Genomic DNA, 15,507 nt, shown 5'->3' on the forward strand with positions numbered 1-15,507 from the left:
GTTCAGTCCACCAATAATTCCCGCAGGATTGCATTCAGCACGGCACGCCCCTGATCCGTTGCGCGCAGCCTTTGACCTGAAATAGCCACCATTCCCATGTTGGCAAGGTGATCAAGACGCTCTTTTTCGAGCGTGATCCCGGCCAGGCTTTCATAGCGAGAAATGTCGACACCTTCGGTCAGACGCAGACCCATCATCAGAAGCTCCACGGCGGCCTCTTCTCGCTTAAGGGGATCACGCATCGTTTCACCGCTGCCCCTGGCCACGGCATCCAGCCAGGCGCCGGGCGCACGATAGGTTTCCGTGGCATAGCGTGTGCCATCAATCGTAATGCGACCATGGGCGCCGGGTCCGATGCCCAGATAGTCTCCATATTGCCAGTAGATCTTGTTATGGCGACTCTCCGCACCGGGGCGGGCGTGGTTGGAGACTTCATAGGCCGGCATGCCGTGGGCCGTGCAGATGTCCTGCGTCAGCTGGTACATGTCGGCGGCACTGTCGTCGCTGGGCAGATCGCGCAGCTTACCACGAGCATAGCGGTCCCCGAAGGCGGTGCCGTCCTCGATGGTCAGCTGATAAAGCGACAGGTGGTCCACGGCCATCGACAGGGCCTCTTGCAGCTCTGCCTCCCAGGCTTGGGGTGTTTGACCCTGGCGGGCGTAGATCAGATCAAAGCTGACACGATCGAAACAGTCGCGGGCAATGTCGAAGGCCGACCGTGCCTCGGCAACCGAATGGATACGGCCCAGGCGGCGCAGGTCTTCATCATTGAGCGCCTGTATACCCATTGAGATGCGATTGACCCCGGCATCACGATACCCGGCAAAACGACCTGCCTCGACGGATCCAGGATTGGCCTCAAGAGAGATTTCGATATCGTTGGCAAAGGGCCAGATGTCACGTGCCGCATCAATCACGGCGGCGACGGTATCTGGATGCATGAGGGATGGCGTGCCACCACCAAAGAAGATTGTGTTCAGCACTCGGCCGCGCAGGGCTTCAGGCGTGCGTGCCAACTCCTGAAGATATGCTTCAACCCATTGTTTTTGATCAATATTAGCGGTGACATGGCTGTTGAAATCGCAATAGGGGCATTTAGCCTGGCAAAAGGGCCAATGCACGTAAAGGCCAAAGCCCCCGTTGCGCCAGTCATCTACCAGATCGGTCATTCACCGAAACAACCCTTGATGAACTTTGACACCGCATCGGCGCGGTGGCTGATCTTGTTTTTCTCCCAGCGGTCCATTTCCGCAAAGGTCACGTCATGCCCATCAGGCACGAACATTGGATCATAGCCAAAGCCCTCGGCGCCGCGGATCGGCCAGACCAGGTGACCGGGCGCCACGCCTTCAAAGACTTCGTCATGTCCATCAGGCCATGCAAGGACCAAGGTGCATCGAAATTGCGCTGTGCGGGGATGCAGCGCGTTCTTGGCTTCCAGTTCCTCATGGGCGCGAGTCATCGCCACCATGAAATCGCGGCCATTCCCGGTCTCAGCCCAGTCCGCGGTATAGACACCGGGCGCGCCATCCAGCGCGTCGATGGTGATGCCAGAATCGTCTGACAGGGCAGGGAGGCTGGTTGCCTTGGCCGCTGCATGGGCCTTGATCCGGGCGTTGCCGACGAATGTATCTTCGGTCTCTTCCGGTTCGGGGAGGTTCATCTCGGCCGCGCCCACGACCGAGACGCCAAAGGGTTCGAGGAGATGCGCCATCTCCTCGAGCTTGCCTTTGTTATGGGTGGCGACCAGCAACCGGTCGCCTTCGAACTTGCGGGTCATGCGCAGGCTGCCTTTTGCATTTCGGCGAGCTCGGCGGTGCCTTGCGCTGCCAGATCCATCAGGTTGTTCATCTGATCGCGCGAGAACATTGACCCTTCCGCAGACATCTGCACTTCGATCAGCTTGCCCGATCCGGTCATGATAAAGTTGCCATCTACGCCGGCTTCAGAATCTTCGGGGTAGTCCAGATCAAGCACGGGCTGCCCGGCATAGATCCCACAGGACACGGCGGCGACGGGATCGATCAATGGATCGACCGACACATCGCCAGCCTTCATCAGTTTGTTCACCGCCAGCCGCAAAGCGACCCAGCCGCCGGTGATCGATGCGCAGCGCGTACCGCCATCGGCTTGCAGTACGTCGCAGTCGATGCTGATCTGACGTTCACCCAGCGCGACGCGGTCAACACCAGCGCGCAGGGCACGGCCGATCAGGCGTTGGATTTCCACTGTACGTCCGCCTTGTTTACCAGCCGCAGCCTCACGGCGCATCCGGGTGTTGGTGGCGCGGGGCAGCATACCGTATTCTGCAGTCACCCAACCAAGGCCCGACCCCTTGATGAATGGCGGTACACGGTCCTCGATTGTGGCGGTGCACAGAACGTGAGTGTCGCCAACCTTGATCAGGCAGGACCCTTCGGCATGTTTGGTAAATCCGGTTTCGATGGAAATGGGGCGCATCTCGTTCAGTTGTCGTCCAGAGGGTCGCATGGAATATCCTTTTGTTGCTGGCCTTCGGATAGCCCTGCGGGTGCGATGGATGCAAGCATGATTGACCTTTGCGCGCAGGGCTCTTTAATGGCAATCCGGAAATGAGTTCCTATCTATATAGCGTTCAACTGCTGAAATGCTCATGACAGATGCAAATGATATCCTGAAAGACATGAATGACCGCTCGCGGGATGTGTTCCGGGCGGTGGTTGAATCCTATCTGGAAAGCGGCGATCCCGTTGGCAGCCGGACATTGACCCGGTCGCTGAGCGAAAAGGTCAGCGCGGCGACCGTGCGCAATGTGATGCAGGATCTGGAGTTTCTCGGTCTTCTCGACAGCCCGCATATCAGCGCCGGGCGGGTGCCGACGCAGCTGGGTCTGCGGATGTTCGTGGACAGCCTGCTGGAAGTCGAAGATCTGAAAGCCCAGGACCGTGAAAAGATCGACGCCACTTTGGGTCGCAACTCTGGCGATGTCAGCGGTATGTTGGATCGCGTCGGCGCGGCATTGTCTGGTGTGACGCAGGGTGCATCGCTGGTGCTGACTCCGAAACATGAGGCAGAGATCCGTCATATCGAATTCGTCTCTCTGGGTCATGACCGGGCAATGGTGGTGCTGGTCTTTTCCGATGGCCACGTCGAAAACCGCCTGTTCACGCCGCCGCCGGGTCAGACCCCCAGTTCGATGCGCGAGGCGGCGAATTTTCTCAATGCCTTGGTCGAGGGGCGCACGCTTAGTGATGTGCGCCGGGATATGCAGGAAGAGATCACCGCCCGTCGGCAAGAGATTGATAACCTGGCGCATGATCTGATCGAAAGCGGTCTTGCCGCTTGGGAAGACAATGGCAGCGATCAGGCCCGGCTGATCGTGAGGGGCCGCGCGAATCTTTTGGCCGAGGATGGCGTCACCAAGGAGTTGGATCTGATCCGTAGCCTGTTTGACGATCTGGAGCGCAAGCAGGATATCGCCGAATTCCTCGAACTCACCGAGGAAGGCGAAGGCGTGCGCATTTTTATTGGCTCGGAAAACAAACTTTTCTCACTTTCGGGTTCCTCTTTGGTGGTGTCTCCATATATGAACGCGGATCGAAAGGTGATTGGTGCGGTTGGGGTGATTGGCCCGACCCGCCTGAACTACGGACGGATTGTGCCCATCGTGGACTACACGGCGCAACTGGTCGGCAAATTGCTGTCAGACCGGAGTTAGAGGTGAAAAATGGCAGAGCCCAAGAACGACGATTTTCTGGACGATATCGCAAATGCCGAAGCGGAAGAGCTGGCGGCACAGACCGAAGAGTTTGACGACGCGGCGCTGGAACTGGATGCCTTGCGCGCCGAGCGGGACGAATTCAAGGACCGTTTCATGCGCGCGCTGGCCGATGCCGAAAACGCCCGCAAGCGCGGCGACAAGGCGCGCCGCGAGGCTGAGCAATATGGTGGCTCCAAACTGGCGCGCGACATGCTGCCGGTCTTTGATAACATGAAACGCGCGGTGGAATCTGCCACGGACGAGCAAAAGGAAGTCTCTGCTGCCTTGATCGAAGGGGTGGAGCTGACCATGCGCGCACTGCTGGGTGTCTTTGAAAAGCACGGCATTCGCATCGTCTCACCGCAGGTGGGTGACAAGTTCGACCCGCAGGTCCACGAAGCCATGTTCGAAGCCCCGGTTCCCGGCACCAAGGCGGGAGACATCATTCAGGTCTCTGCCGAGGGCTTCATGTTGCACGATCGTCTTCTGCGGCCGGCGCAGGTCGGGGTTTCCTCAACGCCTGCGTAAATGGCATACATTGGCTAGAATTGGAAAAGGCGGCTCTTGCGGGTCGCCTTTCTTATTTTGCGGCCTCTTTCAGGCGATACAGCGCCTCAAGTGCTTCACGTGGCGTGAGATCATCCGGGTGGATCTCGCTGAGTAGTTCATCCAACGGTGAAGGGCCTGCGGTAGGTTTTGGCTGTGGCGGCGGCGCGGCGGCAAAGAGCGGCAGATCGTCGATCTGGATCTTGGCGCCCGCGCCTTCACGGCTGCCTTTTTCCAGCATGTCGAGCACATCCCGCGCCCGTGCCACCACCGAAGGCGGCAGGCCGGCGAGCTGCGCCACCTGTACACCATAGGAACGATCCGCAGCACCCTTCTTGACCTCATGCAGGAAGATCACTTCGCCTTCCCATTCCTTCACGGTGACGGTGGCGTTGTCGACGCCCTCAAGCTTGTTCGCCAGTTGGGTCAGCTCGTGATAGTGCGTCGCAAACAGCGCACGGGATCGGTTCACCTCATGGAGGTGTTCCAGCGTCGCCCAAGCGATCGACAGACCATCATAGGTCGCCGTGCCGCGCCCGATTTCATCAAGGATCACCAGCGCGCGATCATCGGCCTGGTTCAGGATCGCGGCGGTTTCCACCATCTCCACCATGAAAGTCGAGCGCCCGCGCGCCAGATCGTCCGACGCGCCAACGCGGCTGAATAACTGGCTGACGAGGCCGATATGCGCGGTCTCGGCGGGCACATAGCTGCCCATCTGAGCCAGCAGCGCGATCAGAGCGTTTTGGCGGAGGAAAGTCGATTTACCGGCCATGTTGGGCCCGGTCAGCAACCAGATGGCCGCGCCATCACTGGCAGAGAGGTCACAGTCGTTGGCCACGAAACTGTCACCTCCCTGCTGCCGAAGCGCCTGCTCCACGACCGGGTGGCGCCCGCCCTCCACGTGAAACGCACGGGAGGTGTCCACCTTGGGCCGCGTCCAGTTTTCACCGCGGGCAAGATCGGCCAGAGCGGTGACCAGATCCAGTTCTGCCAACCCTTTCGCCGCGGTATTGAGCTGCGCCGCCGTCTCGAGAATAGCGCGGGAAAGCCTTTCATAGAGCCGCTTTTCAATCTCAAGGGCGCGGTTTCCGGCATTGAGGATACGGGTCTCGATCTCGCTCAGCTCCACCGTGGTGAAGCGCACTTGGTTTGCGGTAGTTTGACGATGGATATAGGTTTCCGACAAGGGCGCCGACAGCATCTTGTCGGCATGGGTCGCGGTGGTTTCGATGAAATAGCCCAGCACATTATTGTGCTTGATCTTCAGCGAGGTGATGCCGGTGTGCTCGGCGTATTTCTGCTGCATCCCGGCGATGATCGAGCGCCCTTCGTCGCGCAGGGTACGCGCCTCGTCCAGCTCGGGATCATAGCCCGCCGCGATAAAACCGCCGTCGCGCGCCATCAGCGGCGGATCGGTTACCAGCGCCGCATCGAGCAGGGAGAGCAACTCATCGAAGCCCAAAAGATCGCGCACCGCGCCTGCGATCAGATCGGGAAGGTCCTGCCCCTCGCACATCTGGGCGATGCTCTCGGCCTGCATCAGCCCGTTGCGAATGGCGGCCAGGTCGCGGGGGCCGCCCCGCTCTAGCGCAAGGCGCGATAGGGCCCGGTCCAGATCCGGCGTCTTGCGCAGGGCCGCGCGGATGTCTTGGGCAAGCTGCGTCGCCTCGACCGCGAAATCCAGTGCAGCTAATCGCGCGTTGATCACATCCAGATTGCGTGACGGGCTTGCCATGCGCTGTTCCAGCAGTCGCGCCCCACCGGGGGTGACGGTGCGGTCTACGACCGACAGGAGCGATCCGGCACGTCCCCCCGACAGGGAGCGTGTGAGTTCCAGACTGGCGCGGGTGGAGGCATCGATTTGTACCACCCGGTCCTGCGCTTCCTGAACCGGGGGCTGGAGGAGCGGCAGTTTGCCCTTTTGCGTGATCTCCAGATAGTCAATCAGCGCGCCCATCGCTGAAACCTCGGCACGCGAAAAGGTGCCAAAGCCATCCAGCGCGCCGACGTTGAACAGGGCGCAGATGCGTTTTTCGGCTGCCGCACTGTCGAAACTCGCCTTGCCGATCGGGGTCAGCGGGATCTTGTATTCATCGGCCAGGGGGCGGGTGGCGTCATGGATTGCACCGTCCGCGACGATCAGTTCCGACGGGGCCAGTCGCGCCAGTTCCGGCGACAGGCGCACGCGCGCGATTGGCATCACGTGAAACGCACCGGTTGAGATATCCGCCCAGGCCAGCGCTGCCTCGTCCCTGAGTTCGGAGTAGGAGACGAGGAAGTTGTGGCTGCGCGCCTCCAAAAGCGAATCCTCGGTCAGCGTTCCAGGTGTCACCAGCCGCACTACATCCCGTTTGACCACCGATTTGGAGCCACGTTTCTTGGCCTCAGCCGGGCTTTCGAGTTGTTCGCCCACGGCAACGCGGAAGCCCTTGCGGATCAGGGTCAGCAGATACCCTTCGGCGGCGTGGACTGGAACGCCGCACATCGGGATGTCTTCACCGTCATGTTTGCCGCGTTTCGTCAGGGCAATGTCCAGCGCCTCGGCGGCATTGACCGCGTCTTCAAAGAACATCTCGTAGAAATCGCCCATCCGATAAAAAAGCAACGCATCGGGATGCGCTGCTTTTATCTCGAGATATTGCGCCATCATGGGCGTAACGGTCATGAAAGGTCCCCCGGAAGTGTTCGCCCGACATTTACAATGCGGACGGTCCAAGGAAAACCCGGTTAGGCCTGAGCGACTATGAGTCTTTGGGCAACACGCCTAGAACAGCACCCCAAGGGACTGCGGACTGTAGTTCGCAATGGACAGGGACATGGTCCCGAGCTGCTGCTGGACACTGAGGGCTGCAAGCCGGACCGAAGCTTCTTCCATATTTGTGTCCACCATCGAACTGATGCCCATGCGTGTTGCATCGGCCAGTTTGCTGACGGTTTCGTTCTGTCCGGCGATCCGGTTGGCCGAAGACCCAAGCGCTGCAGCGCCGTTCACTGCGAATTGCAAAAAGCCTTCGATCTCGCCCAGGGCAGCCATTGCACTGGCCTGGTCTGTGATGGCACTGCGCCCGTTGATATCAAAAGCGGGATCACCTTCGAAATCGACAGTGCCCACGTCGATCATCGACAGAGAAACCCCACCTGATCCGTCCCGATCCAGCGACGCGGCTACCGAAAGGCTGGTGGCGCCACTGCCGTTGACGTCGCTCTTGAGGAGACTGACCCCGTTGAACTGGGTCGAGGAGATGATCGAATTGATCTGATCGGTCTTCTGCTGCATTTGAGCTTCAATCTTGGAGTAGTCGACCAACCCGCTGGCAGCGGTGATCGCCAGCTCTTTCATCTCCATTACGGTTTCCGCGATCTGTTCTGCACCAACTGCGGATACCGCTACGGTTGCTTCACCCAAAGACAGTGTCTTTGAAGTTGCCTTGAACGCGGCGGCATCGGTTTCCATGATCTGAGAGATCGCCCACAGCGCAGCGTTGTCCTTGGCGCTGTTGATTTCGCGACCTGTGGCAACGGCGTCCTGAACCTCCGCCCGGCTCTGGACGGTTCCGCCCAGCATCTGCAGCGCCGTCATGGCGCCGCTGTTCGTGTTTATACTCGTCATTTACTTGCATCCCAAGTTAACCCCAGCATCCCGTTCAAGGACGGCGGGTGTGGCTCTCCGAAAAGATGACATGCCGTTCTGACATAGGCTTCGCAGGCCTTTGAGTTCCGCCTGAGCACCACCAGACGACCGGGTGGCTGTTAGGATTTATTAACAGAATACAACTTTGGCGCGGCTGGAATGTGGCAAAAATCTGACTGAATCTATCAAGTTTTATTTGAAATAATATTGCTTTTTAGAGGCCAAATTCTTTTCAGATCGGATTGAGGGGGGCGCGGGGCTGGGATATGACTGTGCCCGATTAGGAGAGGACACCCACAGCCCATGCCCAAAGCGAAGATCACCAACGAAGAGGCGCTCGCCTTTCACCTGGAGCCAACCCCCGGCAAGTGGGAGATCAATGCAACCGTCCCGATGACCACGCAACGGGACCTGTCGCTGGCCTATTCCCCCGGTGTTGCGGTGCCCTGCGAGGCGATCGCAGAGAACCCTGAAACCGCCTATGATTACACCAACAAGGGCAACCTTGTGGCGGTGATCTCGAACGGGACAGCGGTTTTGGGTCTTGGGAACCTTGGCGCACTTGGATCCAAGCCGGTGATGGAAGGGAAGTCGGTTCTGTTCAAACGCTTTGCCGATGTGAACTCGATCGACATCGAACTCGACACCGAAGATCCGGATGAGTTCTGCAAAGCGGTGCGTCTCATGGGTCCGACCTTTGGCGGCATCAACCTGGAGGACATCAAGGCGCCTGAATGCTTCATCATCGAACAGCGCCTGAAGGAAGAGATGGATATTCCTGTCTTCCATGATGATCAGCATGGCACCGCGGTGATCTGCGCGGCGGGCCTTATCAATGCGCTGCATATCTCGGGCAAAAAAATCGAGGACGTGAAGATTGTCCTCAACGGGGCAGGGGCGGCGGGTATCGCCTGTATCGAACTGCTGAAATCCATGGGCGCGCGCCACGAAAACTGCATCGTTTGCGACACCAAGGGCGTGATCTATCAGGGTCGTACCGAAGGCATGAACCAGTGGAAATCGGCCCATGCCATCAAGACTGAGCTGCGCACCCTCGAAGAGGCGATGGAGGGCGCTGACGTCTTCCTGGGCGTGTCGGTCAAGGGCGCGGTGACGCAGGAGATGGTCAAATCCATGGCCGACAATCCGGTTATCTTTGCCATGGCAAACCCGGACCCCGAAATCACCCCCGAAGAGGCGCATGAGGTACGCGTCGATGCCATCGTCGCCACGGGTCGCTCGGACTATCCCAACCAGGTGAACAATGTTCTGGGCTTTCCGTACCTCTTCCGCGGCGCGCTCGACATCAATGCCCGCGCCATCAACGACGAGATGAAAATCGCCTGCGCTCATGCTTTGGCGGCGCTCGCGCGCGAGGATGTACCGGACGAGGTAGCGCTGGCCTATGGCAAATCGCTGAGCTTTGGACGCGATTACATCATACCGACGCCCTTTGATCCGCGCCTGATCCACCGCATCCCGCCAGCGGTTGCAAAAGCGGGAATGGACACCGGCGCCGCGCGCCGCCCGATCATCGACATGGAGGCCTATGAGGTCAGCCTCAAAAGCCGCATGGACCCCACCGCCTCGATCCTGCGCGGCCTAAATGCCCGCGCGCGTTCGGCCCAGTCGCGGATGATCTTTGCCGAAGGCGACGATCCCCGCGTTTTGCGTGCCGCTGTCACCTATCAGCGCTCTGGCTTTGGGAAGGCGCTGGTGGTGGGTCGCCCCGACGATGTGAAGGCCAAGCTGGAAACGGCGGGCCTTGGTGATGCGGTGCGGGAGCTTGAAGTGGTCAATGCCGCCAACACTCAGCATTTCGAGACCTACAAGGATTTCCTATTCAACCGCCTTCAGCGCAAGGGCTTTGATCGCAAGGATATCCACCGGCTTGTGGGTCGTGACCGGCACGTATTCTCGGCCCTGATGCTGGCCCATGGCCATGGCGATGGTCTGGTGACCGGGGCGACCCGCAAGTCCGCCCATATCATGGATCAGATCAACCACGTTTTCGATGCGGACGCCAATCATGGTGCCGCAGGTGTGACGGCGCTCTTGCACAAGGGGCGTATCGTGCTGATTGGCGATACGCTGGTGCATGAATGGCCCGATGAGAACGATCTTGCCACCATCGCCGAGCGCGCCGCTGGCGTTGCCCGTCACATGGGGCTGGATCCCCGCGTGGCCTTTGTCAGCTTCTCTACTTTCGGCTACCCGGTATCGGAACGCGCAGAAAAGATGCACATCGCCCCCAGCGTTCTGGATCAGCGCGGTGTTGATTTCGAATACGAAGGCGAGATGACCGTGGATGTGGCGCTGAATGCCAAAGCGCAGGAGAATTACCCGTTCCAGCGCCTCTCTGGCCCGGCCAATATCCTGGTGGTGCCGGCGCGGCACTCGGCCTCGATCTCGGTCAAGCTGATGCAGGAAATGGGCGGCGCCACGGTGATCGGCCCGATTCTGTCTGGCGTCGACAAGCCGATCCAGATCTGCTCCACCACCTCCACCGCAAATGATGTGCTGAACATGGCGGTTCTGGCGGCCTGCAACATCGGCTAGGGGCGCATCATGGCGATCTGGAACCTGGGCTCGATCAATGCCGACATGGTCTACACCCTGCCGCATCTTCCGCAGGCAGGGGAGACTTTGGCGGCCACCGAGTTTGCCCAGTTCCTGGGCGGCAAGGGGGCGAACATGTCCGTTGCCGCCGCCCGCGCAGGCGCTCATGTCTGCCATATCGGTGCGGTGGGGCCCGAAGGGCTCTGGGCGCGGGATCGGCTCTTGGAGTACGGCGTCGATACCCGCCACATTGCCCAGATCGACACCCCCACCGGCCATGCCATCGTCGCGGTGGACCAGGCGGGGGAAAACCAGATCATCCTGTTTCCCGGCGCCAACCGGGCCATCCACCCGGATCAGGTGGGACAGGCGTTGTCGGCGGCCTCCGCCGGGGACATCCTAGTGATGCAGAACGAAACCAATCTTCAGGCCGAGACCGCGAAGATGGGGCGCCAGCTGGGCCTGCGCGTCGCCTATGCGGCAGCCCCTTTCGAGGCCGAGGCCGTGCAGGCAGTTTTGCCCCATCTCGACCTCCTATTCATGAACGAGGTGGAGGCGGACCAGTTGCAAGAAGCCACTGGACATGCCCCTGATGCGCTGGGCGTTGCGGATGTGATCGTGACGCTTGGTGCAAGAGGCGCACGCCATATCCATAGCCCCAGCGGTGAGGTGCGCGAAGTCCCTGCGCTGCCAGTCACTCCGGTTGATACCACCGGGGCAGGGGATACTTTCACCGGCTACGTTCTGGCCGGCCTTGATCGCGGCATGCCAATGGCGCAGGCCATGTCGCAGGCTTCTCGCGCGGCGGCCTTGATGGTGACCCGGCACGGTACTGCCGATGTCATTCCCGACCTGAAAGAGGTTCAGGACGCACGGCTCTGATCGGCGTTGATCCACCATGCGTGCTTGATGGCCTAACCTATTGGCGCGTCTCTAATCCTTAAGAGCTGCGATTAAGCGGGGACTTATTTCCATAAAGTAGACGTTTTGGTAAAACATTCCGAAGTATGCAGAGGGCTGTCATTATGGAGTTCTAGTATGTCCCTTCGCATGCGTATTGTCGTTTCGCTTTTGGTCAGTTCACTGGTCGCGATTGCCATCGTTACCGTTCCCCTGTTCATGGGTCTTGGAACGGTATCTGACGAGGGGATTAAACGCGAACTCCAGCAGTTTGAGGCACGCGTCTATTCACAAATTGAAGGTCAGCAGCGTTTGGCGCTTACCACGGCCCAGACTGTAGCCTCCATGCCGGATGTTCAGCGCGCCGTCGCCGAGCAGGACCGCGAAACGCTTGATCGCCTTTTCGCGCAGAACTTCAAAGGTCTGGCAGCAGAGGCCGGAATCGCCCAGTTCCAGTTTCATACGCCCACAGCGGTGTCGGTTTTCCGGGTCCACAAGCCCGAAAAATTTGGCGATGATCTTTCTGGCTTCCGGCATTCCGTTGTCGCTGCCAACGCGGAGAAGGCCCCGGTGTCCGGTCTGGAGCGTGGCAGGGCAGGGATCGGCATTCGCGGGATCAGCCCGATCTTCTTTGAGGGGCGTCATGTGGGCACAGTTGAGATCGGTCTGAAATTCGACAGTGCGCTCATCGAAAGCCTGACCGAAGGTAGCGACAGCCGTATCGAAGTTTACCTGCTGCCCGACAGCGATATCAGTTCTTTCTCGGCCAACGGTTCGGAAATTCAGCGCCTGACCGGCAATTATGATGGACCGTCACTGATCAATGCAGAAACCCTGGCGTCGTTTGTTGGTGGAGAGGTCATTGAGCGTGAAAACTTTGAAATCGACAATGCTGCCTACGCAGGACGGCCGTTTGAAATCCGCGATTTTTCGGGCAATCTGGTTGCTGTTGGCAACGCCCTTGTGCCTCTGGAATCAGTAAATGCGATCACGAACACGATCCGGACCACGGGTTTCGGCGCAGCTCTGGTTGCCATGCTTTTGGCAGGTGCCATGGCGCTTGTCTTGGGAAAATGGCTTTGTGGTTTGCTCAATCGTATCAGCCGCCGCATGATCTCCTTGTCAGAGGGTGATCTTTCCATTGAAACCTCTGGACTGCCCACAAAGGGTGAGATCGGCGATATGGTAAGCAGCCTTGGTGTTTTCCGGGATGCACTGATGAAGCAAAAGGAACTGGAAGAGGCTCAAAAAGCCAATGCCAAACATCAGGCCGAGGTCGTTGCATCGCTCGGCAGCAACCTGTCGGTTCTCGCAGGTGGCGATCTGACTGTACGCATCGAAAGCGCCTTCCCCGAGGATTACGAGCAGCTGCGTTCCGATTTCAACAAAACGGTCGAAAACCTGAATGCCACGGTGGCCCAGGTCGTCGATTCTGCGCAGAGCATCCGCAACGGCGCGGCCGAGATCAGCCAGTCTTCGGATGATCTGTCGCACCGCACCGAAAGCCAGGCGGCCACCCTTGAAGAGACCGCCGCGGCCCTCGATGAACTCACCGCATCGGTGAAATCCGCCGCCGAGGGCGCGCGCAGCGTCGAAAACATCATGGAAGAGGCCAAGCAGGAGGCTGAAAACAGCGGCGTCGTTGTGCAAAGCGCGGTGTCGGCGATGACCGAGATCGAGCAGTCCTCGACCCATATCGCGCAGATCATCAGCGTGATCGACGACATTGCCTTCCAGACCAACCTTCTGGCCCTAAACGCAGGCGTCGAAGCCGCCCGCGCGGGCGAAGCGGGCCGCGGCTTTGCGGTGGTGGCCTCCGAAGTGCGGGCGCTGGCGCAGCGTTCTTCGGATGCGGCGATGGAGATCAAGACGCTGATCAGCGACAGCTCGCGCCAGGTGGAGCGCGGCGTGGATCTGGTCGGCAAGGCGGGCGATGCGCTCACCAATATCGTCGAGCGGGTGAACCATATCTCGAAGCTGGTAACGGATATTGCCGAAGGTGCTGTGGAGCAATCCACGGGTCTCGGGGAAATCAACACCGGGGTGGTGCAGCTTGATCAGGTGACGCAGCAGAACGCGGCCATGGTCGAAGAGGCGACGGCTGCGGGCCATATGCTGAACAGCGATGCAACCAAACTGGCCGAGCTGGTGGCGCATTTCAAAGTCTCAGGCAGCAGCGGCATCACACAGATGAGCGCACCGAAACCAGCCGCCAGCACGCCGACGGCGCATGGGGATGACGACTGGGACTTCAGCGATTTCAACGAAGCCGCCCCGGCCGCAACCGGCACCGACGGCAACGCTGCTCTCGACAAGTGGCAGGATTTCTAAGGATCAGACGTTTTCGCGGCTCTATACAGCCATGGGACGATCATCGGGTCGTCTCAGTTGATCTGACTGCTTGTCGGGAATGGTGCCCAGGAGAGGACTCGAACCTCCACGTCCATACGGACACTAGCACCTGAAGCTAGCGCGTCTACCAATTCCGCCACCTGGGCAGGTGTCGTGGACAGGGCGTATAAGCGGAGTCGCAAGAAGCGTCAAACCCAAAATGAAGCTGGTGTGACAATTTCTTTGCACCGGGGTTCATGCCACGGACTTCACAAGAAATTTCAGTGGATTGTTTTTGCAGATACGGTGCCAGGACGGAGGTTTTTGCCCATGGATTTGCGCCGATTTGACCGTCAAGTTTGATCCTGCGCAAAGTCGAGGTGTCCCGACCTTGCCAAAAAGGTTGGTATGACACAGATAGATCGCCTCGCTACTCTCGGGCTGTTCGACAGCCGGGTGCCCCGCTACACCTCATATCCTACAGCCCCGGTCTTTTCGCCGACTGTGGGCGCAACGGAGCAGGCTGTGCATTTGCAGACGCTGGATCCTGCCGTCCCGGTGTCCGTTTATGTCCACATACCGTTTTGCGAACGACTGTGCTGGTTCTGTGCTTGCCGAACCCAAGGCACCCGGCGCCTTGATCCTGTGGAGGCTTATATCGGGACGCTGGAGGCAGAGCTGAAACTGGTGGCGCAGCATCTCCCAAAAGGGGTGCAGATGGGGCGCCTTCATTGGGGCGGTGGGACTCCGACGATTCTGCCGCCGCATCTGATTTACCGGCTGGCTGCCGCTGTAAGGTCCGTCTTTCCAAAGACAACCGACTGGGAATTCTCGGTGGAGATCGACCCGACCCTCGTGGACCGAGAGAAAATCGCTGCCCTGGCGGATGTGGGAATGAACCGCGCCAGCATCGGCATTCAGGACTTCAATCCAGAGGTTCAGGCGGCGATTGGGCGGGATCAATCCTATGAGGTGACGCGTGACTGCGTAGAGGATCTTCGCGAGGCCGGGATCATGTCCCTCAACGCAGATCTGATTTACGGGCTGCCCCATCAGGACGCTGTGAGGCTCTCGGACACGGTGGAAAAGGTGCTGAGTCTTGCGCCGGACCGGATCGCGCTTTTTGGCTATGCTCACGTACCATGGGTGGCCAAGCGTCAGCAGCTGATTGATGAGCTGGCCTTGCCGGGGGACGCCGAGCGTTATGAGCTGGCCTGTCTTGCAGGCGATCAATTCCGGGCCGCCGGGTTCGAAACGATTGGTATCGACCATTTCGCCTTGCCGGGCGACGGTTTGGCAAAAGCAGCCAAGAGCGGCCATCTGCGTCGCAATTTCCAGGGCTATACCGACGACCGCTGCCCGACGTTGATTGGCCTCGGTGCGTCCTCGATTTCTCGTTACGCCGGGGGATACGTCCAGAACGCAGCAGCGACGCCTGCCTATGTGGAGCGGATCGAGGCCGGAGATCTGGCGGGAGCGCGGGGTCACGAGATGAACGAGGATGACCACTTGCGCGCCCGCGCCATCGAGATGGTGATGTGTGACTTCTACCTTGACCGCAGGGCCCTGATCCGGGAGTACGGCGATATGGCGCGCAGCCTTGATATCGAGATGGCTGCCATTCGGGCGCGGTTCGGCGATCTGGTGGCACTGGACGAGCAGGGGCTTTCGATCTTGCCCGAGGGCCGCGCCCTGACGCGGATCATTGCCAGCCAATTCGATGCCCATAAGCCGGAAGGAGTGCGTTACAGTCGCGCCTCCTGAGCCGATCCAATCGGCAGGGCTCCCGCCCGTCGGC

11 protein-coding genes and 1 tRNA gene are annotated in these 15,507 nt (G+C 59.6%); 6 read left to right on the forward strand and 6 right to left on the reverse strand.

Translation table 11 applies throughout. The features are described from left to right. Positions 1-2: 2 nt before the first annotated feature. From hemW to rph, 3 genes are read right to left on the reverse strand one after another with little or no spacing between them, the layout of a single operon-like run. Positions 3-1,169, reverse strand: coding sequence for a radical SAM family heme chaperone HemW (gene hemW / locus INS80_RS07060; RefSeq protein ID WP_192964957.1), 1,167 nt, complete (start codon positions 1,167-1,169; stop codon positions 3-5). Continuing rightward, the gene (rdgB, locus tag INS80_RS07065; protein ID WP_192964958.1) at positions 1,166-1,780 is read right to left on the reverse strand and encodes an RdgB/HAM1 family non-canonical purine NTP pyrophosphatase; all 615 of its coding nucleotides are present in this window, start codon (positions 1,778-1,780) and stop codon (positions 1,166-1,168) included. The genes hemW and rdgB overlap by 4 nt, the downstream gene beginning before the upstream one ends. Next, positions 1,777-2,490, reverse strand: a complete 714-nt coding sequence (gene rph / locus INS80_RS07070) for a ribonuclease PH (RefSeq protein ID WP_192964959.1) — start codon at positions 2,488-2,490, stop codon at positions 1,777-1,779. The genes rdgB and rph overlap by 4 nt, the downstream gene beginning before the upstream one ends. Before the next feature lie 142 nt (positions 2,491-2,632). Between rph and hrcA the strand changes: the two genes are divergently transcribed. Together hrcA and INS80_RS07080 are read left to right on the forward strand one after the other, a co-directional pair. After that, positions 2,633-3,697: a heat-inducible transcriptional repressor HrcA gene (gene hrcA, locus INS80_RS07075; RefSeq protein ID WP_192964960.1), complete on the forward strand. Its 1,065-nt coding sequence runs from the start codon at positions 2,633-2,635 to the stop codon at positions 3,695-3,697. Between the two features lie 9 nt (positions 3,698-3,706). Next, entirely contained in the window at positions 3,707-4,267 is a 561-nt protein-coding gene (locus tag INS80_RS07080; protein WP_192964961.1) for a nucleotide exchange factor GrpE, read from the forward strand. Positions 4,268-4,319: 52 nt separating this feature from the next. Here the strand turns inward: INS80_RS07080 and mutS are convergent, their stop codons facing one another. Beyond that, a complete protein-coding gene (gene mutS, locus INS80_RS07085; protein ID WP_192964962.1) occupies positions 4,320-6,953 on the reverse strand; it encodes a DNA mismatch repair protein MutS in 2,634 nt (877 codons plus the stop codon). Between the two features lie 99 nt (positions 6,954-7,052). Beyond that, complete coding sequence (locus tag INS80_RS07090; RefSeq protein WP_192964963.1) at positions 7,053-7,898, reverse strand: flagellin N-terminal helical domain-containing protein; 846 nt, start codon at positions 7,896-7,898, stop codon at positions 7,053-7,055. A gap of 324 nt (positions 7,899-8,222) precedes the next feature. Here INS80_RS07090 and INS80_RS07095 point away from each other — a divergent pair, with 324 nt between their 5' ends. The 3 genes from INS80_RS07095 to INS80_RS07105 all read left to right on the forward strand — a co-directional run bounded on the left by INS80_RS07095 (position 8,223) and on the right by INS80_RS07105 (position 13,709). Further along, positions 8,223-10,478 (forward strand): NADP-dependent malic enzyme, encoded by a 2,256-nt coding sequence (locus INS80_RS07095; RefSeq protein WP_192964964.1) that lies wholly within the window; start codon positions 8,223-8,225, stop codon positions 10,476-10,478. Positions 10,479-10,487: 9 nt separating this feature from the next. Next, complete coding sequence (locus INS80_RS07100) at positions 10,488-11,360, forward strand: ribokinase (RefSeq protein ID WP_192964965.1); 873 nt, start codon at positions 10,488-10,490, stop codon at positions 11,358-11,360. A gap of 156 nt (positions 11,361-11,516) precedes the next feature. Beyond that, positions 11,517-13,709 carry a methyl-accepting chemotaxis protein gene (locus INS80_RS07105; RefSeq protein ID WP_192964966.1) on the forward strand — a complete coding sequence of 731 codons (2,193 nt, stop codon included), beginning with the start codon at positions 11,517-11,519 and terminating at the stop codon, positions 13,707-13,709. Positions 13,710-13,789: 80 nt separating this feature from the next. Here the strand turns inward: INS80_RS07105 and INS80_RS07110 are convergent. Next, a tRNA-Leu gene (locus INS80_RS07110) sits at positions 13,790-13,876 on the reverse strand. A gap of 241 nt (positions 13,877-14,117) precedes the next feature. Between INS80_RS07110 and hemN the strand changes: the two genes are divergently transcribed. Next, a complete protein-coding gene (gene hemN / locus INS80_RS07115) occupies positions 14,118-15,473 on the forward strand; it encodes an oxygen-independent coproporphyrinogen III oxidase (RefSeq protein WP_192964967.1) in 1,356 nt (451 codons plus the stop codon). The last annotated feature ends 34 nt before the right edge of the window (positions 15,474-15,507 follow it).

It is taken from the genome of Phycobacter azelaicus (assembly GCF_014884385.1).
In the GTDB taxonomy this organism is placed as follows: domain Bacteria; phylum Pseudomonadota; class Alphaproteobacteria; order Rhodobacterales; family Rhodobacteraceae; genus Phycobacter; species Phycobacter azelaicus.

Bases quoted from the DNA above. Each gene is read 5' to 3' on its own strand.
- hemW (WP_192964957.1), bottom strand. From the start codon at position 1,169: ATGACCGATCTGGTAGATGACTGGCGCAACGGGGGCTTTGGCCTTTAC.
- rdgB (WP_192964958.1), bottom strand. From the start codon at position 1,780: ATGACCCGCAAGTTCGAAGGCGACCGGTTGCTGGTCGCCACCCATAAC.
- rph (WP_192964959.1), bottom strand. From the start codon at position 2,490: ATGCGACCCTCTGGACGACAACTGAACGAGATGCGCCCCATTTCCATC.
- hrcA (WP_192964960.1), top strand. From the start codon at position 2,633: ATGACAGATGCAAATGATATCCTGAAAGACATGAATGACCGCTCGCGG.
- INS80_RS07080 (WP_192964961.1), top strand. From the start codon at position 3,707: ATGGCAGAGCCCAAGAACGACGATTTTCTGGACGATATCGCAAATGCC.
- mutS (WP_192964962.1), bottom strand. From the start codon at position 6,953: ATGACCGTTACGCCCATGATGGCGCAATATCTCGAGATAAAAGCAGCG.
- INS80_RS07090 (WP_192964963.1), bottom strand. From the start codon at position 7,898: ATGACGAGTATAAACACGAACAGCGGCGCCATGACGGCGCTGCAGATG.
- INS80_RS07095 (WP_192964964.1), top strand. From the start codon at position 8,223: ATGCCCAAAGCGAAGATCACCAACGAAGAGGCGCTCGCCTTTCACCTG.
- INS80_RS07100 (WP_192964965.1), top strand. From the start codon at position 10,488: ATGGCGATCTGGAACCTGGGCTCGATCAATGCCGACATGGTCTACACC.
- INS80_RS07105 (WP_192964966.1), top strand. From the start codon at position 11,517: ATGTCCCTTCGCATGCGTATTGTCGTTTCGCTTTTGGTCAGTTCACTG.
- hemN (WP_192964967.1), top strand. From the start codon at position 14,118: ATGACACAGATAGATCGCCTCGCTACTCTCGGGCTGTTCGACAGCCGG.